Raw genomic sequence first — 21,050 nt, 5'->3', positions numbered from 1 at the left:
GGAAAGGTGAGCAATTCCTTGGAGATATTGAAGAAGGCCGAATTCGTCGTCTCGACGACCGGTCTTGTGCTGAAAGGCGCGGGGGGCAGCCTGAGCGATGCCGGATTTCCCGGCTTCGACGCCGGAGAGGCGGCGGCGGGCGGGTCCTTGTCGACGCTTCTGGCGATGAACCGGTCCAGCCTGAACCGGAACCGCAATCGCAACCGGAACCGCAACCGCAACCGGAATGCCAGCGAGAACCGCGAAAGCGGCGCCGATACCGATGGCGCGCAGCTGACGCTGGAACCCTGGCGCGAACGCGCGGCGCTGTACGGGATGGAGCCGAAATGGATCGACCTGCCGGTGGCGCTGCCGCCTGCGCTTGACCAGCTGCGCGCCGAAGCCATCGAGCTACTGAAAAAGCAGGTGCGGCTCCGGCGGGGGGAAGAGGCGATGCGCCGCGAGGAAATCCTGCGCGAAAGCCGGCTGGAACTGTCGGCCTATCTGCGCCCCTATGGCATCGAGGGGCGGTCGGGTTATTCGGCGACCATCGGTCTGGTGCTGCTGGTGCTGCTTCTGTGCGACGAGATCGGCCTGCGCTACAAGGAACGCTTCGACGTCCTGCGCCCCAACAATGTCGAGCCGCGCCTCAGGCCGTTCCTGCCGATCCCGGCGCATGCCTCCTATCCGTCGAACCACTCGTTCCAGTCCTTTTCGGTCGCCTTCGTGCTGTCGCGGATCGTGCCCGAGCATCCGGCCAGTTCCGAGGTCTTCGTCGCCGCGCGCCGGGTGGCCGAGAACCGCGAATGGGCGGGGCTGCACTATCCCAGCGACACGCGGGCGGGGCATGACCTAGCCCGGATGATCCTGCCGGTCCTGGAGGTCGTGTGCCGGGACCAGATGCTTGCCGCCCAGAAGGAGTGGATCTGAGATGTTCGGTGACGATACCCGCCGGCCGCAGGGTCGCGAGATCTATGACGACTATGCCGCGCTCTGGCATCTGGAAAGCATCGGCGTGCTGGGCCTGCTGCGCGACGGGCCTGCGCCCTGCAAGGGCCGCAAAAGCCGCGTGGCGGTGATCGACACCTCGGTCGCGGTCGATCATCCTTGCCTCGTGCCCGCGATCGCGCGCGATCTGGCCATCGACTTCTTTTCGAACCGGCTCGGGGCCTTTCCCTGCCATCCGGGCGATCACCGCCTGACGCTCGATCTGCCCAATCTGGCGACCACCGTGCCCGACGATCTGCCCGAGACGCGCGCGCTGCTGGGCGAGCTGGTCGACCGGCTGTCGCCCGGGGCCATCGCCCATGTGAACGGCGTGGCGCCCGCGACCTCGCCCGATTTCTCGAACCATGGTACCGCCATTGCGGGCCTCGTCGGCGCGCGTCCGGCGCTGGTCGAGATCGCGGCCGAGTATCGCGGCGCGGGCGCGCAGGCGCTTTCGGTGCCGCTGCCCTATGCGGGCGTCGATCCGTTCTGCGAGCTGGTGCCGATCTCGACCAATTTCGACACCGATCCCGAGATGCTGATCCTGGCCTTCCTTTATGCCGAGATCATCGGCGCCGATGTGGTGCTGCTGCCGCGCTCGATCCCCGATCCGGGACGGATCGTGCCCGAGCTGGCCAGCGTCGATCTCGATGGCGAGGATCTGGGCTCGCTTGCGACCCAGGTCGAGATCCCGCCGCGCGAGCGGGCGCTCTGGGATGAACTCGCCCGGCTGATCGTGGCGGTCTCGATGCGCCGCCCCGTCATCTGCGCGGCGGGCAATTCGCAGGAAAGCGGCGGCATCTATCCGGCCAACCTGGCCAGCGAACATAATGGCGTCATCGCGGTCGGCGCGGCGAATGCCAAGGGCATGGTCGCGGGCTATTCGCAGGTGGCGGGCGCGACGCTGCTGGCGCCCAGCAACGACGCGGAAACCTTCGACCGGGTCTCGGTCCGGCTCGACGAGCAGCAGGCGCGCTTTGCCGACCGGCTGTGCCCGCCCCATAACGACAACCGCAAATTCTCGCATTTCGAGATCGTCTCGACCGATGTGCCGGGCCGCCACGGCTATTCCTACAGCCCCTATGCCAGCGACGAGCCGCCCGAGGGGCTGCGCGAGTTCGGGTCGTATTTCTGCCGCTTCGGCGGCAGCTCGGCGGCCTCGGCCATCGTCGCGGGCTTTGTCTCGCTCGGCCGCTCGCTGGGCGAAATCGAGCCCTGTGCCGATGGCCCGGCAGTGCGGAACTGGCTTTTGTCGCGCTGTGTGTCGATCGACACCGACGAGGGCAGCTTTCTTTATCCCTCCTGGACCGGCAAGGTCAGCTTCCCCGATCTTTACGGGCTCTGATCCGGCCCCTGCCGGACAGGGCGCCGCCGCCCGGGGGCGAAGGCCCGCCCGGGCCGCGTGTCGGGCCGTCTTTCGGGCCGCCTTTCGGGCCGTCGAGCCCCTTGCCCCACGGGGCGGGCTCGCGTAGAAGGCGCCGGAAGCGTTTCCCGGTGTAACCGACCGGCGTACCCCTGTACCCGGACCCGTGCCCCGGAAACGAAGAAATCATATGGTTGTTTCCGAACGACCGGCGTCGAATGTTGGGGCTGGCGCCGCCTGGCCTTGGGGGATCTCCCCGCCGGTCCCGCCCCGAATGGATGAGAAGGACGATACGCAGATGCAGGTCACCGAGACCCTGAAAGACGGCCTGAAGCGCGGCTACACGATCACCGTGACCGCCGCCGAACTGGAGGCGAAGGTCAACGAGAAGCTCGCCGAGGCCCAGCCCCAGATCGAGATGAAGGGCTTCCGCAAGGGCAAGGTCCCGATGCCGCTGCTGAAAAAGCAGTTCGGCGAGCGTCTGATGGGCGAGTCCATGCAGGAAACCATCGACGGCGCCATGAGCAGCCATTTCGAGGAAACCGGCGACCGCCCGGCGATGCAGCCCCAGGTCAAGATGACCAGCGAGGACTGGAAGCCCGGCGATGACGTCACCGTCGAGATGACCTACGAGGCGCTGCCCGAGATCCCGGAAACCGACCTCAAGGCGATCAAGCTTGAAAAGCTGGTGGTGGAACCGGCCGATGCCGAGATCACCGAGGCTCTGGAAAAGCTGGCCGCCACCGCCCAGACCTATACCGACCGCCGCAAGGGCTCGAAGGCCAAGGAAGGCGATCAGGTCATCATCGACTTCGTCGGCAAGCTGGGCGACGAGCCCTTCGAGGGCGGCTCGGCCGAGGATTATCCGCTGGTTCTGGGCTCGGACAGCTTCATCCCCGGTTTCGAGGATCAGCTGGTCGGCGCCAAGGCCGAGGATGAGGTGACCGTCACCGTCACCTTCCCGGAAAACTACGGGGCCGAGAACCTCAAGGGCAAGGAAGCCACCTTCGACGTCACCGTCAAGGCGGTCAAGGCGCCGAAATCGGCCGAGATCGACGACGATCTGGCCAAGCAGTTCGGCGCCGAGGATCTGGAGGCGCTGAAAGGCCAGGTGGCCGAGCGTCTGAAGGCCGAATTCAGCGGTGCCGCCCGCGCCGTGATGAAACGCGCCCTGCTGGACGCGCTGGACGAGGCGGTGAGCTTCGAGGTGCCCCCGAGCCTGCTCGAGGCCGAGGCCGGGCAGATCGCCCACCAGCTGTATCACGAAGAGCATCCCGACGATCACGGCCATGACCATGGCGCCATCGAGCCGACCGAAGAGCATCTGAAGCTCGCCGAACGCCGCGTGCGTCTGGGCCTGCTTCTGGCCGAGATCGGCCGCAAGGCCGAGGTGTCGGTGTCGGACAACGAGATGACCCAGGCGGTTCTGGCCCAGGCGCGCCAGTTCCCCGGTCAGGAACGTCAGTTCTTCGAATATGTCCGCCAGAACCAGGCGCTGCAGCAGCAGATCCGGGCGCCGCTCTTCGAGGACAAGGTCGTCGACTATGTCTTCGAACTGGCTGACGTGACCGAAAAGCCGGTCAGCAAGGACGAGCTGCAGGCCGCTGTCGAGAAGCTCGAAGAAGAATAAAACCCGCGGCTCCGGGAACTCCGGAGGCCAGGGACAGGACAGGCCGCCCCTCGGGGCGGCCTTTTTCTTGCGCGCCCGGCCGTGGGGCGATCAGGCGACGTTGCTGTCGAACTTGCCGTCGCGGACCATGGCGTACATGGGCTTCGGGTCGTCCTCGACCTTTTCCATGGTGTTGATCGAAATGTGCGGCCAGCGGATCAGCCCCGGCGAGCCGTCGCCGCGCGGGAAGAAGTCCAGGAACACGAATTGCGCATATTGCAGCAGCATGCGCGGCTTGTCGGGGCTGTTGCCCTTGACCTTGTGGATCCAGAAGATCGAGCGCATCGAGGTGGCATTGGCCTCGTCGACCACGAAGGGAATGTTCAGGATGCCGCCGCTTTCGATGGTGGTGTCGAAATCGAGCACGGTGGTTTCCAGCACGGTCTCGCCCGCAATCGCCTCGCGCAGCAGCCGTGTGGTATCGACCGGCTCGAAACCCGGGAAGTCCGGAAGGCCCGCCAGCGTGCCCTTGAACGGGGCGTGGTGAAAATGGCGGTAGGGCGCGACATAGTCGTTGCGGTTGGCCTCGTCGACCGGCTTCAGCACTTCGTCCAGCACGGTGTGACCCAGACGGGAGCCGACCGGCAGGCCGCTCATCGGCGGGATGCCGAGGCTCTTTTTGACAGTGCCCAGCGCCAGCACGGAATCCCCGTGCGGGATGGTGCCCAGCCGCGCGACGTCGAAGGTGCCCAGCGCCTCGTCCGACCTGGCCTTGTTGGTCATGTGCAGGAACAGGCCCGGCTCGTGATGGATCGGCGTCTCGTTCCGGGCCTTCAGCCCGCTTTCGGGAAAGTCGGCGGCGGCGATCTGGGTCGTCACCTGCTGATAGTCCAGCGCGACGACGAACTGGTCGCCGCTGATCCCGGCGGCGGCGGTCTCGATGCCGCGGTTCGGCACCCCGGTATCGGCGATCTCGAAGGTCAGGTCCTCGTTATACTGGTTCATCAGCAGGCGGTACTTGAACGGGCCTTCGAAGAAGGGCAGGGCGATGATGTTCCAGCCGCGGCCGGGCAGGGCGTCGTTGCTCCAGCGGCCGGGAAGGTCCTTCAGCGGACCGAGCTTGGTCTTGTCGGCCTCGGCGGCCGGCGTGATGACGCGGCCGGTCTCTCGGATGTCTTCAATGGAACTTTCGGTCAACATTTTCTTCCTCCGCGAAATGAAAATACGAAAAACGAAGCCATTCTATCCGAATCCGCGTCAAAGCAGCATCATCGGGCCCGGCACGGTCTGTCTTGCGGTCCGCCGCCAGGCCCGCAAACGAAAAGCGCCGCCCCCGAAGGGACGGCGCGTTTCAAAGGCGTGCAACAGGTGTCGCGGGCGATCAGGCCTGCTCGTCCTCCTCGTCGTCGGACGCGGCCGACCCGATATCGTCGAACAGTTCCTGGATCTCGAACTCGGCCGCGGCTTCTTCCTCGGCGGCCAGTTCCTGGATCGACTTGCCCGACGCCTGCAGTTCGGCCTCTTCGGCCGAGCGGGCCACGTTGACCGCCACGGTCACATCGACCTCGGGGTGCAGCAGCACATGGACCGTGTGCAGGCCCAGTTCCTTGATCGGACCGGCCAGCACGACCTGCTTGCGGTCGACCGAGAAGCCTGCCTCGGTCGCGGCATCGGCGATGTCGCGGGGCGTGACCGAGCCGTAAAGCGCGCCGCCGTCCGAGGCCGAGCGAATCACGACGAATTGCTGACCGTCCAGTTTCCCGGCCAGCGCTTCGGCTTCTTTCTTGGTCTCGAGGTTGCGCGCCTCGAGCTGGGCCTTGTCGGCCTCGAAGCGGGCGATGTTGGTCGCGTTGGCGCGCAGCGCCTTGCCCTGCGGCAGCAGGAAATTGCGGGCATAGCCGTCCTTGACGTTGACGACCTCGCCCATCTGGCCAAGCTTGGCCACGCGTTCCAGAAGGATCACTTGCATGGGGTCGCTCCTTACTTCACGGCGTAGGGCAGCAGGGCGAGGAAGCGGGCGCGCTTGATGGCGCGGGCCAGTTCACGCTGCTTCTTGGCCGAGACGGCGGTGATGCGCGAGGGCACGATCTTGCCGCGCTCGGAGATGTAGCGCTGCAGCAGACGGGTGTCCTTGTAGTCGATCTTCGGCGCGTTCTCGCCCGAGAAGGGGCAGACCTTGCGACGGCGGAAAAACGGTTTTGCGGCCATGATTTAGGCTCCTTTGCTCAGGCGGAAGGTCAACGACGCTCGCGGCGGTCGCCGCGTTCTTCGCGTTTCTGCATCTGCACCGAGGGGCCTTCCTCATGGGCATCGACCTTGACGGTCAGAACCCGCATGACGTCCTCGTGCAGCCGCATCAGGCGTTCCATCTCCTGCACCGCCGGCGCCGGGGCGTCGGTGCGCAGATAGGCGTAATGGCCCTTGCGGTTCTTGTTGATCTTGTAGGCCATCGTCTTGACGCCCCAGTACTCGCTTTCGACGACCTTGCCGCCGTTATCCGCGAGGACGGTGGAGAAGTGTTCGACAAGGCCTTCGGCCTGCGCGTTGGACAGGTCCTGGCGCGCGATGAAGACATGCTCGTAAAGCGGCATGCATACTCCAGTTCTGTTGCAGGTGCACTTCAAAGGGCGAGGTCTTGCGACACCTTCCGTCCCGCCCACGAGAGGCCGCACCGGATACCGTTCGGTCGGAAGGACCTGCGCCTTATACAGGGATTGCCACCCGATGCAACCCGGGCGCGGGCCTGGCTGCGTCGGGCGCCGGGGCCAGGGTTTCGCGCCCATGACTTCTGTTCGGAGCCGAACAGAGTCTGTGGGTCTCTGTGCAGTTGCGCAGAGTGGCGGGCAAGACGACCTCTGTCACAGCGGACCGCCCCCGGGCGGTGCGACCCAAGGATCCGACCCACGAACAGGAGTTGTCCATGAACCCGATCCACGCCGCGGCTGCCGCCGCCCTCGTCGCCCTGACTGCGCTGCCGGCTTCCGCAGCCGCGGTCGACTACGATCTCGATCCCGGCCACAGCCAGGTGCTGTTTTCCTATGAACATCTCGGCTTCTCGACCACCTGGAACCTGTTTTCGGGCTGGCAGGGCAAGATCGCCTTCGATGCCGAGGACCCGGCGGCCTCCAGCGTGTCGGTCTCGATCCCGACCGAGGTGCTTTTCACCGGCTGGGACGCGCGGTTCGAGCATTTCATGTCCGACGCTTTCTTCGACGCGGCGAACAACGATCTGGTGACCTTCACCTCGACCGATATCGAGGTCACCGGCGACGACACCGCGAAGATCACCGGCGATCTGACCCTGAACGGGATCACCAAACCGGTGGTGCTGGACGCGACGCTGACCCGGCACGGCACCCATCCAATGGAAAACCGCGACTGGCTGGGCTTTGCCGCCACCACGACGCTGAAACGGTCTGACTTCGACATGGGCGAATACGTGCCCGCGGTCAGCGACGAGGTCGAGGTCCATATCTCGATCGAGGCGGGCAAGGCCGCGAACTGATCCGGCAGGCGGGGCGGCGGCTGGCATCCCGGCCGCCGTCCCGCTAGTGTCGCGCCGGTCCAGTCTGTCCGGAGCGAGCATGCGCGGGTTCTTCAAGCGGCCGATCACCAAACTGTCCTTCGCGCCACCCGCGGCCCGGCCCGGCCGCGCAGGGCTGGCCATCGTGCTGATCGTGCGGAACGAGGCGCGCCATATCGGCGAATGGGCACGCTTCCACCGCGCCGCCGGGGCCGCCCATGTCTACGCCTATGACAACGGCTCTACCGACGGCACCGCCGCCGAACTGGCCGCCGCTCTGGGCGACCGGCTGACCCTGCTGCCCTGGGACCAGAAGCTGTTCGACGGACGGTCGGGGCGCGAGATCCACAATCAGGTGCTGGCCTATGCCCATGCCTTGCGCAATTTCGGGGGCGCCCATCGCTGGATGGCCTGCATCGATGCCGACGAGTTTCTGGTGCCGAAACAAGCCGACAGCCTCGACGCCGCGCTCGCCCATCTGGGCGACATCCCCTCGGTGACGCTGCCCTGGCACAATTTCGGCCGCAATGGCCATGACGCTCCGCCCGAGGGCGGGATTGTCGCGAACTATACCCGCCGCGCGGCCGACCCCCTCAGCGGGGCGCGCGGGGTGACCAATTTCAAGACGGTGGTCGATGCGACGCGCGTGACCGCGCTCAAGGTGCACAGCGTCTGGATCGGCGGGAAAGCCGTCACCTGGAACGACCGGGGCGAGCAGACCGACCACAAGGGCCGCGCCGATCCGGCCTTCTATTCGGCCGATCACCTGCAGCTCAATCACTACTATACGCGTTCGGAACAGGAACTGGCGGCCAAGATCGCGCGCGGCTCGAACCAGTCGGTCGAGGCCCGCCGCCACGCCGCCCGGGTCCGGCGCAACGTCGCCAATATCGAGGCCCGCGAGGTCGAGGATCTGTGCGGCCCCGACTTCCTTGCCCGCCGCGGCTGATCGGCGCGAGGCGCCCTCGCGGTCCGCGCGCGCTTGGCAAGCCCGGTCCAAGCCGTTAGATCGACGCCCAGACAAGTGAGGGCAAGGGGCATTCGATGCGTGCATTCGTATTTCCGGGCCAGGGGGCGCAGACGATCGGCATGGGCAAGGCCCTGGCCGACGCCTATCCGCAGGCCCGGGCCGTGTTCGAAGAGGTCGACGAGGCACTGGGCGAAAGCCTCTCGGCGCTGATCTGGCAGGGCGATCAGGCCGAGTTGACGCTGACCCGCAATGCGCAACCGGCGTTGATGGCGACCTCGATGGCGGCGATGGCGGCGCTTGGTGCCGAGGGCGTGTCGGTGACGGCCGCGTCCTTCGTGGCGGGCCATTCGCTGGGCGAATATTCGGCGCTGTGCGCGGCGGGCGCGATCAGCCTCGCGGATACCGCGCGGCTTCTGCGGCTGCGCGGCGAGGCGATGCAGGCGGCGGTGCCGGTCGGCGAGGGCGCGATGGCGGCGCTGCTGGGGCTCGATCTGGCTGCGGTGCGCGAGATCGCGGCCGAGGCGGCGGCGGGGCAGGTGGTGCAGGCCGCCAATGACAACGACCCGGCCCAGGTGGTGATTTCGGGCCATGCGGCGGCGGTCGAGCGTGCGGTCGAGCTGGCCAAGGCGCGCGGCGCCAAGCGTGCGGTGATGCTGCCGGTCTCGGCGCCCTTCCACTGCGCGCTGATGGCGCCGGCGGCGACCGCCATGGCCGAGGCGCTGGACGATGTCGAGATCGAGACCCCGCTGGTGCCGGTCGTGGCCAATGTGCGCGCCTGCGGCGAGACCGATCCGGCGATGATCCGGGCGCTGCTGGTCGAGCAGGTGACCGGCGCCGTCCGCTGGCGCGAATCCGTCGCCTGGATGGCCGGGCAGGGCGTCACGGACATCTGGGAAATCGGCGCGGGCAAGGCGCTGTCGGGCATGGTCAAGCGCATCGCGCGCGAGGTCGCGACCCGGCAGGTCGGCTCGCCCGAAGAGGTGACCGCGGCCGTCGACAGCATGAACGCGGCGGCTTGAACGCCGCGGCCTGAACGGAGGAAAGACCACATGTTCGATCTGACCGGAAAGACCGCGCTGGTGACCGGCGCCTCGGGCGGCATCGGCGGCGCCATCGCGCGCGCGCTGCATGCCCAGGGCGCGACCGTTGGCCTGTCGGGCACCCGCGAGGCACCGCTGGCCGAGCTGGCGGCCGATCTCGGCGAGCGCGCCCATGTGCTGCCCTGCAACCTCTCGGACCCCGAGGCCGTCGAGGCGTTGCCGAAGGCCGCCGCCGAGGCCATGGGCGGGCTCGACATCCTTGTGAACAATGCCGGCATCACCCGCGACATGCTGTTCATGCGGCTCAAGGACGAGGACTGGCAGTCGGTGCTGGACGTCAACCTGACGGCGGCGATGCGGCTGTGCCGGGGCGCGATGCGCGGCATGATGAAGGCGCGCTGGGGCCGGATCGTCAACATCACCTCGGTCGTCGGCACCACCGGCAATCCGGGGCAGGCGAACTACTGCGCGGCCAAGGCCGGTCTTGTGGGCCTGTCGAAGTCGCTGGCGCACGAGCTGGCCTCGCGCGGGGTCACGGTCAACTGCGTGGCGCCCGGCTTCATCGAGACCGCGATGACCGACAAGCTGACCGACGAGCAGAAGTCGGGAATCCTCGGCGCGGTGCCGATGGGACGCATGGGCACCCCCGAAGAGATTGCCGCCGCCGTGGTCTATCTGGCCAGCCCCGAGGCGGGCTATGTCACCGGCGCGACAGTTCATGTGAATGGCGGGATGGTGATGGTCTGACCCCGCCGCCGCCTGCGACGCGAAAGCGTTTGCGTCGTGTAAACGATGTGTTATAGGCGGCGCAGTTTTTGCCGGGGGGCACCCCGCGCGTTGCATCTCCCGCGCCCGCGCGGGGAAAAGGGCCTCTCCTGGCCAACAGCATCAAGACGGGCTCGCTGCCTGAGCAAATGTGAGGAATGGAAATGAGCGACATCGCGGACCGCGTGAAAAAGATCGTCGTCGAGCATCTGGGCGTCGAGGAAGACAAGGTGACCGAGAACGCCTCGTTCATCGACGATCTGGGCGCGGACAGCCTTGACACCGTGGAACTGGTCATGGCCTTCGAGGAAGAATTCGGGATCGAGATCCCGGACGACGCGGCCGAAACCATCCAGACCTTCGGCGACGCGGTGAAGTTCATCCAGGACGCCGCCTGAGCGGCTCCGATCCTCTGACGGATCAGAAGGCGGTGCCCCCGGGGCGCCGCCTTTTTCATGTGAGACAGACCGCGATCTGTCCGCCCCTGTATGCCCGGGCGCGGCATTTCGCCGGGGCAGATCCGGGGCCTCCGTCCGGCGTGACCTCTGCGGCCGGGCGGCCGCCCCGGGGGAAGGTTTCTTCGCAATCTCGTCCTGGCATGCGGCATCCGCCGACCTCGCGGTTGCACGTCCGTCAAAGCCGGGGCGGTGGTCTGGCCGGTTTGGCGGTCTCCCTGCAAGGCCCGTCCGGCCACAGGCGCGTGAGGCGGCTCGAGGGCCGGAACGACGTCCCCCAGACCGAATCCGGACTTTCGGCGACGGCCCTTCCGATCGAACGGATCGGACCGAGTAAGGGGGCTGTCCGGTCGCGAGCCTGGATCGGGTCGCCCCCGGAAGGCCGGTGGGCAGGCTCGGCAGTGACGGGGCCGGGCCGTTGGGCCGGTGCCGGGATGGCTTCCGGCAGGCCCGACCCGTCTCTGCCCAAGCGAAAGCGCGGCGGCCGCCATGCGACGCCGGGCGCTCTTCGCGAAGACCGTCCGTCACGGCGCCTTTGCCGGACAGGGTGGGTCGTTGGTCGGCGGCAGAGCCAGGACAGGCCACCCCAGGACCTCCGGGACGGTCTCCGCAGGGAACTCGGCTGACAGAGAACGTCCCGTTCGGCGCCTTCGGGGCGCGCGTGACGGTACGGCTGAGCGGCCGGAGTGGGGCCCTCCCTTCGGAGTGCGACGCCTGGCCCTGGCCCGGCCCAAATCCCCGGAGCGCCAATCCTGACGATGGTTCTTCCGGCGGACCAGCGGGTGGCCGGTCGATGCTTTGTCGGCGGCAAGGAAGGCGGCCGAGATGCCTATGCCTTGAGCGGACGGCCGCCCCCGGCGGAACCCGTCGCGGCGGCCGGGGCACCGCCAGGCGATCTGGCCGGCGCTTCGGCGCGCGTCGGGGTCTTTGCCTGACCCGGCTTGTCGGTTTCAATGGCATTGTCCCAGCGGTGCCAGTGCAACAGGGTTTCGAACTCGGCCTTCTCAAGAGTGCGCAGAAAGACCAGCCCGACGAAGAAATGAGTCGACCAGGCGATGCGGCAAGGCACCTCGACACCGCTGAGTTCCAGCGTGCCCCGCAAGCCGGGTTCGGGTTCGGTCGTGAGATTGAGCTTGGCACCGTTCGGGCTGATGTCGACGGCAACGGTCGGGCAACGGCTGTCGGGCAGGCGCAGCACCGCGTTCATGTGGCAGGCCGTGCGCGGTGCCTTGCGTCGAAGCCGGGCGCGCAGCACCAGCACCGTTCCGGCTATCGCGGCCAGAATGGCGAGCCCGACGCCGCCCATCAGGAACCAGCGCAACGGCCCGGCGGCCGCGGGCTGTTTCAGCATCGACGGCAGACGAGTGCCGACCTGACCGTCGCTGATGGCGTCTTCGGAGAAGCCGGGCTTGGCTTTCAGGGCCTCGGTGCTGGTGGCGGCACCGCCACGGGAGGCGGACGGAGCCTCCAGTTCGTTGTCAGGAGACGTCTCGGGTGGCGTCGCGGGCTCGGCCCCCTGCGCAGAATGCTCTGGCGTGGCCGCCACGGCATGCGCCGCGGACGGGGCGTCCTCGGCATCGGGTGCGCCCTCCGCGCCTTCGGACAGCACGCCGGCCGCTTGCACCGGCCGGGCTTCGGTCCCGGGCGGGCCGGTCTCGGGCAGGGTCAGATCGGCCCGCCAGCCGGGATCGGCCCCGCACCGCAGGTCCTGCAGATAGCCCTGCATGCGCTGCGCCACCTCCTGGGTGTCCGGTTCGGGAGGCGCGAAGCTCAGCCGCTGACCCACCAGCCCGACATAATCGGCGACCACCGGCAACCCGTCGTCCAGACCGACCTTGCCCATCAGGCGCGACAGGCGTTCGGTATCGGCGCTTTTGACCGCCCCGGACAGCTTCAGCGCGTGATCCAGCCGGATCAGCCCGGCTCCGTCGCGGCCGAGGGTTTCGCCTTCGACATAGATCCAGACCAGCCAGTCATGCATCGGGCAGGGCGGCGCCGCGCGCAGCGCGCTGCCGCCGGTCAGACCCCCGGTCAGCAGGAAAAGCGCGGTCAGCGCGATGAGCGGCAAGACAGACATGGCGCGACCGGGTCCCATGGCGCGTGTCATCCTTTGTCGGCGAGCAGAGCGAAGTATTGCGGCAATCCGTTGACGAATGTTTGCCATCGCCGCGGTGGCTTGCCGAAAACGCCGCTGGGACAGCCGCTCCCTTGCCCATTACGCCCAAACCGCTGTATCAGATCGCCGGAATGGGCCTGGGCCGGGGCCAAGAGCGAGGAGAGGCATATGCGTCGTGTGGTTGTCACCGGGCTGGGGATGGTGTCCCCGCTGGCCTGTGGGGTTGAGGAAACCTGGAAGCGCCTGCTGGCGGGACAGTCGGGCATCGGCCCGATCACTCGCTTCGATGCAAGCCGCGTGGTCACGACCTATGCCGCCGAGATCCCGTTCGGCGACGGCTCGAACGGCACCTTCAACCCCGATGAATGGATGGAGCCGAAAGAGCGTCGGAAGGTCGACGATTTCATCCTTTATGCGATGGCCGCGGCGACCCAGGCGGTGGCCGATTCCGGCTGGGCGCCCGAGACCGACGCCGAGCGCGAGCGCACGGGCGTGATGATCGGCTCGGGCATCGGCGGGCTCAACGCCATCGCCGATACGGCCGTGCTGATTCAGGAAAAGGGGCCGCGCCGGGTGTCGCCCTTCTTCATTCCCTCGGCGCTGATCAACCTCGCTTCGGGTCAGGTCTCGATCCGCTTCGGTTTCAAGGGGCCGAACCACGCGGTGGTGACCGCCTGCTCGACCGGGGCGCATGCCATCGGCGACGCTGCGCGTCTGATCCAGTGGGGGGATGCCGACGTGATGGTCGCGGGCGGCACCGAAAGCCCGATTTCCGAGATCGGCATCGCGGGCTTCAACGCCTGCAAGGCGCTGTCGACCAAGCGCGCCGATGCGCCCGAGACCGCCTCGCGGCCCTGGGACGCCGAGCGCGACGGCTTCGTGATGGGCGAGGGCGCTGGCGTGGTGATCCTCGAGGAGATGGAACACGCGAAGGCGCGCGGCGCGAAGATCTATGCCGAGGTGCTGGGCTACGGGCTGTCGGGCGATGCCTATCACATCACCGCGCCGGCGGAGGATGGCGATGGCGGCTTCCGCTCGATGCAGGCGGCTCTGAAACGCGCAGGGCTGAACCCGGCCGATATCGACTACATCAACGCCCATGGCACCTCGACCATGGCCGACACCATCGAGCTGGGCGCTGTCGAGCGGCTGCTGGGCGAGACGGCAGGGGCCACCACCATGTCCTCGACCAAATCCTCGATCGGCCACCTGCTGGGGGCCGCGGGCGCGGTCGAGGCGATCTTCTGCATCCTCGCGCTGCGCGACCAGGTGGCGCCGCCCACGCTGAACCTCGACACGCCGCCCGAGGGGGCGCGGATCGACCTTGCGCCCAAGGCGGCGGTCCGGCGCGAGATCGGCGTCGCGCTGTCGAATTCCTTCGGCTTCGGCGGCACGAATGCGTCGCTCGTGATGGGCCGCGGGGACCGCTGATGTGGAAGGCTGTCGCCTCGAACGCGCTGACGCTGTTCATCGTGGTGCTGCTGCTGGCGGGCGGCCTGGTGATCTGGGCCAAGCAGAAATATGCCGCGCCGGGACCGCTTGAGACCGCGATCTGCCTGCGGGTCGAGCCGGGCTCGACCATGGCCGGGGTGTCGCGCGATCTGGGCGGCGAGGGGGCCGTCAGCCATCCGCTGATCTTCCGGCTCGGGGCGCGCTATGCGGGCAAGGATGCCGAATTGAAGGCCGGCAGCTTCCTGCTGCCGGCCCAGTCCTCGATGGAAGAGATCGTCGATCTGGTGACCCGCGCGGGCCGCTCGACCTGCGGCACGGATGTCAATTTCCGGATCGGCATCGCCAGCGCCGAGCTGCAGGTCCGGACGCTTGATCCGGCGACCGGGCGCTATGAGGAGGTGCTGGCCTTCGACCCCCGGGCGGGCGAGGTGCCCGAGGGCTATGACGCGCTGATGGCCGAACCCGATCTGCGCTACCGGGTGACGCTGGCCGAGGGCGTGACCAGCTGGCAGGTGGTCGAGGAACTGAAACAGGCGGCGTTTCTCAAGGGCGAGATTGCCGAGCTTCCGGCAGAGGGCAGCCTTGCCCCGGACAGCTACGAGGTGACGCCCGGGATGGACCGGGGGACCCTTCTGGTCGAGATGGCGGAGCGGCAAAGCGCGCTTCTGGACCGGCTCTGGGAGACGCGCGCCGAGGGGCTGCCGCTGGCCAGCAAGGAAGAGGCGCTGGTTCTGGCCTCGATCGTCGAGAAGGAGACCGGCGTGCCGGACGAGCGCCGCCGGGTCGCGAGTGTCTTCGTGAACCGGCTGGAACGGGGCATCCGGCTGCAGACCGATCCGACCGTGATCTACGGGCTGACGGACGGCAAGGCCCCGCTCGGCCGCGGCATCCGGCAAAGCGAACTGGCGCGGCAGACACCTTACAATACCTATCTGATCGACGGCCTGCCGCCGACGCCCATCGCCAATCCGGGCCGCGCCTCGATCGAGGCCACTCTGAACCCGGAAACCACGGACTATCTCTATTTCGTGGCCGACGGGACGGGCGGCCATGCCTTCGCCCAGACCCTCGACGAGCATAATCGCAACGTCGCGCGCTGGCGCAAGATCGAGGCCGGGCAGGGCGGTAACTGACCGCACGCGCCCGCGCGCCCTGGCCCCGATTTTTCGCAGAAAAATCGCGCCTGGCCCGGGCCTTTGACTCTCAAGAGGACAAAAGCGCCCGCGCCGCGGCCCGCGCCGCATCGGTCACGGTGTCGCCCGACATCATCCGGGCGATTTCATCGACCCGCGCCGCGGCATCGAGGGGCGTCACGGTCGACAGCGTCACGTTCCCCTCGACACGCTTTTCCACACGCCAGTGATGATCGCCTTGCGCGGCGACCTGGGGCGAATGGGTCACGACCAGCACCTGGGCCGAGCCCGCCAGGGCTGCCAGCCTCCGGCCAACCGCATCGGCCGTGGCCCCGCCGACACCGCGGTCGATCTCGTCGAAGATAAGCGTCAGCGGGCTTGCCCCCCGCACGAGGCAGACCTTCAGCGCCAGCAGGAACCGGGACAGCTCGCCCCCGGACGCGATCCGGTTCAGCGGTCCCGCAGGGGCGCCCGGATTGGTCGCCACGGTGAAGGCCACCGCATCGCGACCCTCCGGGCCGGGCTCGGCCTCGGCGATCCCGGTCGAAAAGATGGCCCGTTCCATTTTGAGCGGCGCAAGCTCGCCCGCCATCGCCGCGTCGAGCCGCACCGCCGCCGCGCGGCGGGCCTCGCTCAGCGCCGCCGCCGCCGCGTCAAAGGCCGCCCGCGCGGTTTCTGCGGCCCGTCGCAGCCCGGCCAGATCGCCCTCGCCGGCATCGAGCGCCGTCAACCGGGTCTGAAGGTCCTCGGCCAGACGGCCCAGATCGTCGGGCAGAACGCCATGCTTGCGCGCCAGCGCCCGGATCGCGAAAAGCCGCTCTTCCGTCGTTTCCAGCGCGCCCGGATCGAACTCGAGCGCCTCGAGGCAGTCCTCCACCCCCTGCACCGCCTCGCCAAGCTCGATCAGCGCGCGCGAGAGCGCGGCCAGCGGCGCCTCGAGCCGTCCTTCGGCCCGGTCCGCCGCCCCCTCGAGCCAGCGCAGCGCGTCGCCCATCCGCCCCTCGGCGCCCTCGCCGGTGCCGAGGGCGGCATGGGCGCGGGCGATATCCTCGCGGATGCGCTCGGCCGCCTGCATGGTCCGGCGGCGGGCGTCGAGTTCGGCCTCTTCGCCGGGCTCGGGCGCCAAAGCGGTCATCTCGGCGACCGCGTGGCGCAGGAAATCCTCTTCGGCGCGGAGCGCGGCTAGCCGCGCTTCGGCCTCGGCGACCGCGCGGTCGGCACGGGAGCGGGCGCGCCAGGCGGCCCGCACGGCGTCAAGCTGGGCGTCGAGTCCGCCGAAGGCATCCAGCAGCTGACGGTGGCCGCGCGGATTGAGAAGCCCGCGGTCATCCTGCTGGCCGTGCAATTCCACAAGCGTGTCCGACAGTGCCCGCAGAACCTCGCCCGAGACCCGTCGGTCGTTGACCCAGGCGGTCTTGCGGCCTTCGGCGCTGTTGACCCGGCGCAGGATCAGCTCGTCCCCGGCCTCGAGCCCGACCTCGGCCAGAACCGCGCGGGCCGGGTGTCCGGCGGGCAGCTCGAACACTGCCACGACCTCGCCCTGGGCGGCGCCGGTGCGCACCAGATCGGCGCGGCCGCGCCAGCCCAGAACGAAGCCCAGGGAATCGAGAAGGATCGACTTGCCAGCGCCGGTCTCGCCGGTCAGCACGTTCAGCCCCGGCCGGAACGCAAGCTCCAGCCGGTCGATGATCAGCATGTCCCGGATGTCGAGACTGCGCAGCATCACCCCAGGTCCCGCGCTCGGATCAGAGCCACTCGCCCTTGATCATCTGCCGGTAGATCGTGCTGAGCCAGCCGTCGCCCTTGGCCTCGGGTTCCAGACCCTTGGCCTGCAGCAGCTTGTAGCCGTCCGCGTACCAGTCGGTGCTCTGGAAGTTGTGACCGAGGATCGCGCCGGCCGTCTGCGCTTCGCTGTCGAGCCCCAGCGCCAGATAGGCCTCGATCAGCCGGTACAGCGCCTCGGCGGTGTGGGTGGTGGTCTGGAAGTCCTCGACCACGACCCGGAACCGGTTGACCGCCGCCGCATAGTTCTTTCTTTTCAGATAGAACCGGCCGACTTCCATCTCTTTCGCCGCCAGATGGTTGAAGGCGAGGTCGAACTTGAGGATCGCGGACTGGGCATATTCGCTGTCCGGATAGCGCTCGATCACGGTCCGAAGCGCCTGCAGCGCCTGGAAGGTCAGGCCCTGGTCGCGGCCCACGAGGTCGATCTGGTCATAATAGCTCAGCGCCAGCAGATACTGGGCATAGGCCGCATCCTCGTCGGCCGGATAGAAGTCGATATAGCGCTGCGCCGAGGCGCGGGCGTTCTCGTAATCCTTGGCCTGATGATAGGTATAGGCCTGCATGATGAGAGCGCGCTTAGCCCATTCCGAATAGGGATAAAGCCGTTCGACCTCGCCATAAAGGCGCGCGGCCTCCTCGAGGTCGCGATCCTTCTCCAGCTTGGTCTCGGCCATCTGGAAGATGGTGGGCGCATCGTAGGATTCGAGCGGCGGCGGCTTGCGCGACCCGATCGGGTCGCAGGCCGCCGTGAGCGAAAGCACCAAGATTGCCGCTACCGCTCCGATGCGCCTGCTGCCTGTCGCCATCTGCCCGTTACCCCGTCCTCAAACGCTGCCCGCGACCGGTGCTTGATGCGCACTCCTTCCGGGCCTTGGGGCTGTCCTAGCACAGAAAAATCCGGTGCAAAACGCCTTTGGCGCGGAAACTGCAGCGCTCAGGCAACGGCCTTCAGATCGGCGGAATTGACGCCGAAGCCGGGCAGGACCGCGCCCTGGTCGGGCGAACAGGTTTCCAGCCGGAACGCCCCGGGCTGCGAAAAAAGCGCGCGCAGCAGACGGTTGGTCAGCGCATGCCCAGCGCGTTCGCCGCGATAACGCCCCAGGATCGGGGCGCCGGCGAGCGCCAGATCGCCCAGCGCATCCAGCATCTTGTGGCGCACGGGTTCGTCGCGGTGACGCAGCCCGCCGGGGCTCAGGACCTTGTCGCCATCGAACACGACGGCATTGTCGAAGGTGCCGCCCAGCGCCAGACCGGCCGCACGCATCGCCTCGACATCGGCGTTGCGGCAGAAGGTGCGGCTGTCGCACAGCTCGCGCACGAAGGCGCCGTTGGCCATGTTCAGCCGCCGGGCCTGATGGCCGATGGCGGTATCGGCGAAGGTGATCTCGAAGTCGATCTCGAACGTCTCGGCCGGGCCGAGGCTGGCGCGGGCGTCGCCCTCGGCGACTTCGACATGTTCGAGGATGCGCAGCACGCGGACAGGGGCCGCGAGGCGGCGCAGGCCGCGCGACAGGATGCCCTGCACGAAGGGCGCGGAGGATCCGTCCATCACCGGCACTTCGGGGCCGTCGATCTCGATCAGCGCGTTATGCACGCCGCAGCCGGCAAGCGCCGCCATCAGGTGTTCGACCGTCATCACCGAGGCCCGCCCATTGGCCAGCTTGGTGCACAGCCGCGACGGCTCGACCGCATCCCAGCGCGCCGGGATCAGCGCATCGGGCCCGTCGATATCGGTGCGGCGGAACCACAATCCGTATTCGGCAGAGGCAGGATGGATCGTCAGGCGCACCGGACGCCCGGTGTGAAGGCCGGTGCCCGTGAAGGTGATCGGGGATTTCAGCGTCGTCTGCATTTCGGACCTGCTCTCGGTTGATCCGGGCTTCGCACGTCCCGGCATCTTGGATGTAGAGGCCCGCCCCGGTCTGCTCAATTCAAACATTGCAACGGTCTGAAACAACGGCCCGGCCTGGTCGGCGAGAACTCGCCTGCCTTGCAGGGACTTGAAATGAAATGGAAAATTCTGCACCCCTGATGGCGTGCCTCAATCCGACGTAGCGTCACTTCCGCACGAACACGCGAGGGGGCGAAACGAAAACGGGGCCGGCGAACCGGCCCCTGTCTCGCAATCTGCCGAGCTGCGCCCATGGCGCCCCCCGGGCGGGCGGCGGTCAGTTGGCCTGACGCCGCAGGAAGGCCGGGATCTCGATCCGTTCCTGATCGGGGTCCAGATCCTCTTCTTCCTGATAGGCCGCCGGCCCGCGGCTATAAAGCGGCGGCTGCTGGCGGTAGGTGTGGGGGCTCCGCTCGGGTTGCTCCGGCGCATGGCCCGACATCCGGTTGATGAGCGACCCGATGCCGAACCGGCCCTTGTCACCCCGCTGATCGTCCGGCTGCCCGGCCGTCATCGTCGCCTGAACCGGCTGGCGGGCCGGGGTCTTGGCGACGGCCGCGCGCAGGCGGGCCAGCGTCTCGGGGGTCGGCTCGCCCGGAGACCGCGGACGCGGCGCGACGAAGCTTTCGGCTTCGGGCTCCTCGGCCGGCTGGTAGGCGGGCGGGGGCAGATCGGCGCCGCCGCGGGCCGTCTCGACCAGATCCTCGGCGTTCGGCCCGGCATTGGCCGGATCGAAGCTCGAGAAGAGCGAGGGTTCCTCGACCGGCTCCTGAACCACCGGCTCGCGCACGGCGGCAACGGCGGCGGGACGCTGGGCCGGGGCCTGCACATGTGCGGGCTGGGCGGCGGCCGGGGCGTCCTGCACCTCGGCGCGGCGCAGCGGCTCGCGCATCGGGCGGCGCGGCAGCGGAATGTCCTCGGTCCGCGCGGCGGCGTCGATGCCGGTCGCCACGACCGACACGCGCATCCGCCCGTCCATGTCCGGATCGAGGGTCGAGCCGACGATGATGTTGGCATCGGGATCGACCACGTCGCGGATGCGGTTCGCGGCCTCGTCCAGTTCGAACAGCGTCAGGTCGTAGCCGCCGGTGATGTTGATCAGCACGCCCTTGGCGCCGTTGAGGCTGATTTCGTCCAGCAGCGGGTTGGCGATCGCCGCCTCGGCGGCCTGGATCGCGCGATCCTCGCCATCGGCCTCGCCGGTGCCCATCATCGCCTTGCCCATCTCGTCCATCACCGCGCGCACGTCGGCGAAGTCGAGGTTGATCAGGCCCGGACGGACCATCAGGTCGGTCACGCCCTTCACGCCCTGATAAAGCACGTCATCGGCCATCGAGAAGGCCTCGGTGAAGGTGGTCTTCTCGTTGGCCAGCCGGAACAGGTTCTGGTTGGGGATGATGATCAGCGTGTCGACGACCTTTTGCAGGTTCTCGACGCCGTCCTCGGCCTGACGCATCCGCTTGGAGCCCTCGAACTGGAAGGGCTTGGTCACCACGCCGACGGTCAGAACCCCCAGCTCGCGCGCCGCCTGGGCGATGATCGGAGCAGCCCCGGTGCCGGTGCCGCCGCCCATCCCGGCGGTGATGAAGCACATATGCGCGCCCGCCAGATGATCGACGATCTGCTCGATCGATTCCTCGGCCGCAGCCGCGCCCACCGTCGGACGGGCCCCGGCGCCGAGACCCTCGGTCACCTTCACGCCCATCTGGATCCGGGCCTGCGCATTCGATTGCTGAAGCGCCTGGGCATCGGTGTTCGCCACCACGAACTCGACGCCTTCCAGACGCTTCTCGATCATGTTGTTGACGGCGTTGCCCCCGGCGCCACCGACGCCGAACACCGTGATCCGCGGCTTGAGCTCTTCCTGCTCAGGCATGGTGAGGTTTAGTGCCATAGGTTTGGTCCGCCTGCTGTTTTCTTTGTGGCCCGGGGGCCGTTCTACGCAAAATCTAGTCTTATCCTACGCAACTAGTGCGTGATCG

General features: G+C 68.0%; 19 protein-coding genes. 10 read left to right on the top strand and 9 right to left on the bottom strand.

The genetic code is table 11. The annotated features are described in order from the left end of the window. Positions 1-6 precede the first annotated feature (6 nt). The 3 genes from C8N38_RS14170 to tig all read left to right on the top strand — a co-directional run bounded on the left by C8N38_RS14170 (position 7) and on the right by tig (position 3,959). Positions 7-909 (top strand): phosphatase PAP2 family protein, encoded by a 903-nt coding sequence (locus C8N38_RS14170; RefSeq protein WP_245895755.1) that lies wholly within the window; start codon positions 7-9, stop codon positions 907-909. Position 910: 1 nt separating this feature from the next. After that, positions 911-2,311 (top strand): S8/S53 family peptidase, encoded by a 1,401-nt coding sequence (locus tag C8N38_RS14165; protein ID WP_108027814.1) that lies wholly within the window; start codon positions 911-913, stop codon positions 2,309-2,311. Positions 2,312-2,627: 316 nt separating this feature from the next. Further along, complete coding sequence (tig, locus tag C8N38_RS14160; protein WP_108027827.1) at positions 2,628-3,959, top strand: trigger factor; 1,332 nt, start codon at positions 2,628-2,630, stop codon at positions 3,957-3,959. 90 nt (positions 3,960-4,049) lie between these two features. On the opposite strand, the gene C8N38_RS14155 is transcribed toward tig, so the two are convergent. From C8N38_RS14155 to rpsF, 4 genes are all read right to left on the bottom strand, one after another. Next, positions 4,050-5,135 carry a heme-binding protein gene (locus C8N38_RS14155; RefSeq protein ID WP_215731154.1) on the bottom strand — a complete coding sequence of 362 codons (1,086 nt, stop codon included), beginning with the start codon at positions 5,133-5,135 and terminating at the stop codon, positions 4,050-4,052. Positions 5,136-5,319: 184 nt separating this feature from the next. Beyond that, positions 5,320-5,907 (bottom strand): 50S ribosomal protein L9, encoded by a 588-nt coding sequence (rplI, locus tag C8N38_RS14150; RefSeq protein WP_108027813.1) that lies wholly within the window; start codon positions 5,905-5,907, stop codon positions 5,320-5,322. 11 nt (positions 5,908-5,918) lie between these two features. Continuing rightward, positions 5,919-6,146 carry a 30S ribosomal protein S18 gene (gene rpsR, locus C8N38_RS14145; protein WP_005608650.1) on the bottom strand — a complete coding sequence of 76 codons (228 nt, stop codon included), beginning with the start codon at positions 6,144-6,146 and terminating at the stop codon, positions 5,919-5,921. Between the two features lie 29 nt (positions 6,147-6,175). Beyond that, entirely contained in the window at positions 6,176-6,529 is a 354-nt protein-coding gene (gene rpsF / locus C8N38_RS14140; RefSeq protein ID WP_075786562.1) for a 30S ribosomal protein S6, read from the bottom strand. 329 nt (positions 6,530-6,858) lie between these two features. Here rpsF and C8N38_RS14135 point away from each other — a divergent pair, with 329 nt between their 5' ends. The 5 genes from C8N38_RS14135 (at position 6,859) to C8N38_RS14115 (ending at position 10,634) form a co-directional block, all read left to right on the top strand. Then, entirely contained in the window at positions 6,859-7,443 is a 585-nt protein-coding gene (locus tag C8N38_RS14135; protein ID WP_108027812.1) for a YceI family protein, read from the top strand. A 79-nt stretch (positions 7,444-7,522) separates the two neighbouring features. Continuing rightward, entirely contained in the window at positions 7,523-8,410 is an 888-nt protein-coding gene (locus C8N38_RS14130; protein ID WP_108027811.1) for a glycosyltransferase family 92 protein, read from the top strand. A 95-nt stretch (positions 8,411-8,505) separates the two neighbouring features. After that, the gene (gene fabD, locus C8N38_RS14125; protein ID WP_108027810.1) at positions 8,506-9,450 is read left to right on the top strand and encodes an ACP S-malonyltransferase; all 945 of its coding nucleotides are present in this window, start codon (positions 8,506-8,508) and stop codon (positions 9,448-9,450) included. A 30-nt stretch (positions 9,451-9,480) separates the two neighbouring features. Further along, positions 9,481-10,218 (top strand): 3-oxoacyl-[acyl-carrier-protein] reductase, encoded by a 738-nt coding sequence (gene fabG / locus C8N38_RS14120; protein WP_108027809.1) that lies wholly within the window; start codon positions 9,481-9,483, stop codon positions 10,216-10,218. A gap of 182 nt (positions 10,219-10,400) precedes the next feature. Further along, positions 10,401-10,634 carry an acyl carrier protein gene (locus C8N38_RS14115; RefSeq protein ID WP_075786557.1) on the top strand — a complete coding sequence of 78 codons (234 nt, stop codon included), beginning with the start codon at positions 10,401-10,403 and terminating at the stop codon, positions 10,632-10,634. A gap of 886 nt (positions 10,635-11,520) precedes the next feature. On the opposite strand, the gene C8N38_RS14110 is transcribed toward C8N38_RS14115, so the two are convergent. Next, positions 11,521-12,786, bottom strand: a complete 1,266-nt coding sequence (locus tag C8N38_RS14110; protein ID WP_146176280.1) for a PilZ domain-containing protein — start codon at positions 12,784-12,786, stop codon at positions 11,521-11,523. Between the two features lie 189 nt (positions 12,787-12,975). On the opposite strand from C8N38_RS14110, the gene fabF reads away from it, so the two are divergent. Together fabF and mltG are read left to right on the top strand one after the other, a co-directional pair. Next, the gene (gene fabF, locus C8N38_RS14105) at positions 12,976-14,238 is read left to right on the top strand and encodes a beta-ketoacyl-ACP synthase II (RefSeq protein ID WP_108027807.1); all 1,263 of its coding nucleotides are present in this window, start codon (positions 12,976-12,978) and stop codon (positions 14,236-14,238) included. Next, positions 14,238-15,392 carry an endolytic transglycosylase MltG gene (mltG, locus tag C8N38_RS14100; RefSeq protein ID WP_108027806.1) on the top strand — a complete coding sequence of 385 codons (1,155 nt, stop codon included), beginning with the start codon at positions 14,238-14,240 and terminating at the stop codon, positions 15,390-15,392. The genes fabF and mltG overlap by 1 nt, the downstream gene beginning before the upstream one ends. Positions 15,393-15,462: 70 nt before the next feature. On the opposite strand, the gene recN is transcribed toward mltG, so the two are convergent. The 4 genes from recN to ftsZ all read right to left on the bottom strand — a co-directional run bounded on the left by recN (position 15,463) and on the right by ftsZ (position 20,962). Next, positions 15,463-17,115, bottom strand: coding sequence for a DNA repair protein RecN (gene recN / locus C8N38_RS14095; RefSeq protein ID WP_108027805.1), 1,653 nt, complete (start codon positions 17,113-17,115; stop codon positions 15,463-15,465). Between the two features lie 22 nt (positions 17,116-17,137). Further along, a complete protein-coding gene (locus C8N38_RS14090) occupies positions 17,138-17,983 on the bottom strand; it encodes an outer membrane protein assembly factor BamD (protein WP_108027804.1) in 846 nt (281 codons plus the stop codon). A 128-nt stretch (positions 17,984-18,111) separates the two neighbouring features. Beyond that, complete coding sequence (gene lpxC / locus C8N38_RS14085) at positions 18,112-19,029, bottom strand: UDP-3-O-acyl-N-acetylglucosamine deacetylase (RefSeq protein ID WP_108027803.1); 918 nt, start codon at positions 19,027-19,029, stop codon at positions 18,112-18,114. Between the two features lie 316 nt (positions 19,030-19,345). Further along, positions 19,346-20,962 carry a cell division protein FtsZ gene (gene ftsZ, locus C8N38_RS14080; protein ID WP_108027802.1) on the bottom strand — a complete coding sequence of 539 codons (1,617 nt, stop codon included), beginning with the start codon at positions 20,960-20,962 and terminating at the stop codon, positions 19,346-19,348. Positions 20,963-21,050: the final 88 nt, after the last annotated feature.

Origin of the sequence: Rhodovulum kholense (assembly GCF_003053725.1) — a bacterium.
In the GTDB taxonomy this organism is placed as follows: Bacteria; Pseudomonadota; Alphaproteobacteria; order Rhodobacterales; family Rhodobacteraceae; genus Rhodovulum; species Rhodovulum kholense.
The sequence above is the reverse complement of the archived record's forward strand: the minus strand, read 5'-3'. Positions and strand labels throughout refer to the sequence as shown.

What these genes read in the sequence shown, in the direction of transcription:
- C8N38_RS14165 (WP_108027814.1), top strand. Translation starts at nt 911, where the DNA reads ATGTTCGGTGACGATACCCGCCGGCCGCAGGGTCGCGAGATCTATGAC.
- tig (WP_108027827.1), top strand. Translation starts at nt 2,628, where the DNA reads ATGCAGGTCACCGAGACCCTGAAAGACGGCCTGAAGCGCGGCTACACG.
- rplI (WP_108027813.1), bottom strand. Translation starts at nt 5,907, where the DNA reads ATGCAAGTGATCCTTCTGGAACGCGTGGCCAAGCTTGGCCAGATGGGC.
- rpsR (WP_005608650.1), bottom strand. Translation starts at nt 6,146, where the DNA reads ATGGCCGCAAAACCGTTTTTCCGCCGTCGCAAGGTCTGCCCCTTCTCG.
- rpsF (WP_075786562.1), bottom strand. Translation starts at nt 6,529, where the DNA reads ATGCCGCTTTACGAGCATGTCTTCATCGCGCGCCAGGACCTGTCCAAC.
- C8N38_RS14135 (WP_108027812.1), top strand. Translation starts at nt 6,859, where the DNA reads ATGAACCCGATCCACGCCGCGGCTGCCGCCGCCCTCGTCGCCCTGACT.
- C8N38_RS14130 (WP_108027811.1), top strand. Translation starts at nt 7,523, where the DNA reads ATGCGCGGGTTCTTCAAGCGGCCGATCACCAAACTGTCCTTCGCGCCA.
- fabD (WP_108027810.1), top strand. Translation starts at nt 8,506, where the DNA reads ATGCGTGCATTCGTATTTCCGGGCCAGGGGGCGCAGACGATCGGCATG.
- fabG (WP_108027809.1), top strand. Translation starts at nt 9,481, where the DNA reads ATGTTCGATCTGACCGGAAAGACCGCGCTGGTGACCGGCGCCTCGGGC.
- C8N38_RS14115 (WP_075786557.1), top strand. Translation starts at nt 10,401, where the DNA reads ATGAGCGACATCGCGGACCGCGTGAAAAAGATCGTCGTCGAGCATCTG.
- C8N38_RS14110 (WP_146176280.1), bottom strand. Translation starts at nt 12,786, where the DNA reads ATGGGACCCGGTCGCGCCATGTCTGTCTTGCCGCTCATCGCGCTGACC.
- fabF (WP_108027807.1), top strand. Translation starts at nt 12,976, where the DNA reads ATGCGTCGTGTGGTTGTCACCGGGCTGGGGATGGTGTCCCCGCTGGCC.
- mltG (WP_108027806.1), top strand. Translation starts at nt 14,238, where the DNA reads ATGTGGAAGGCTGTCGCCTCGAACGCGCTGACGCTGTTCATCGTGGTG.
- recN (WP_108027805.1), bottom strand. Translation starts at nt 17,115, where the DNA reads ATGCTGCGCAGTCTCGACATCCGGGACATGCTGATCATCGACCGGCTG.
- C8N38_RS14090 (WP_108027804.1), bottom strand. Translation starts at nt 17,983, where the DNA reads ATGGCGACAGGCAGCAGGCGCATCGGAGCGGTAGCGGCAATCTTGGTG.
- lpxC (WP_108027803.1), bottom strand. Translation starts at nt 19,029, where the DNA reads ATGCAGACGACGCTGAAATCCCCGATCACCTTCACGGGCACCGGCCTT.
- ftsZ (WP_108027802.1), bottom strand. Translation starts at nt 20,962, where the DNA reads ATGGCACTAAACCTCACCATGCCTGAGCAGGAAGAGCTCAAGCCGCGG.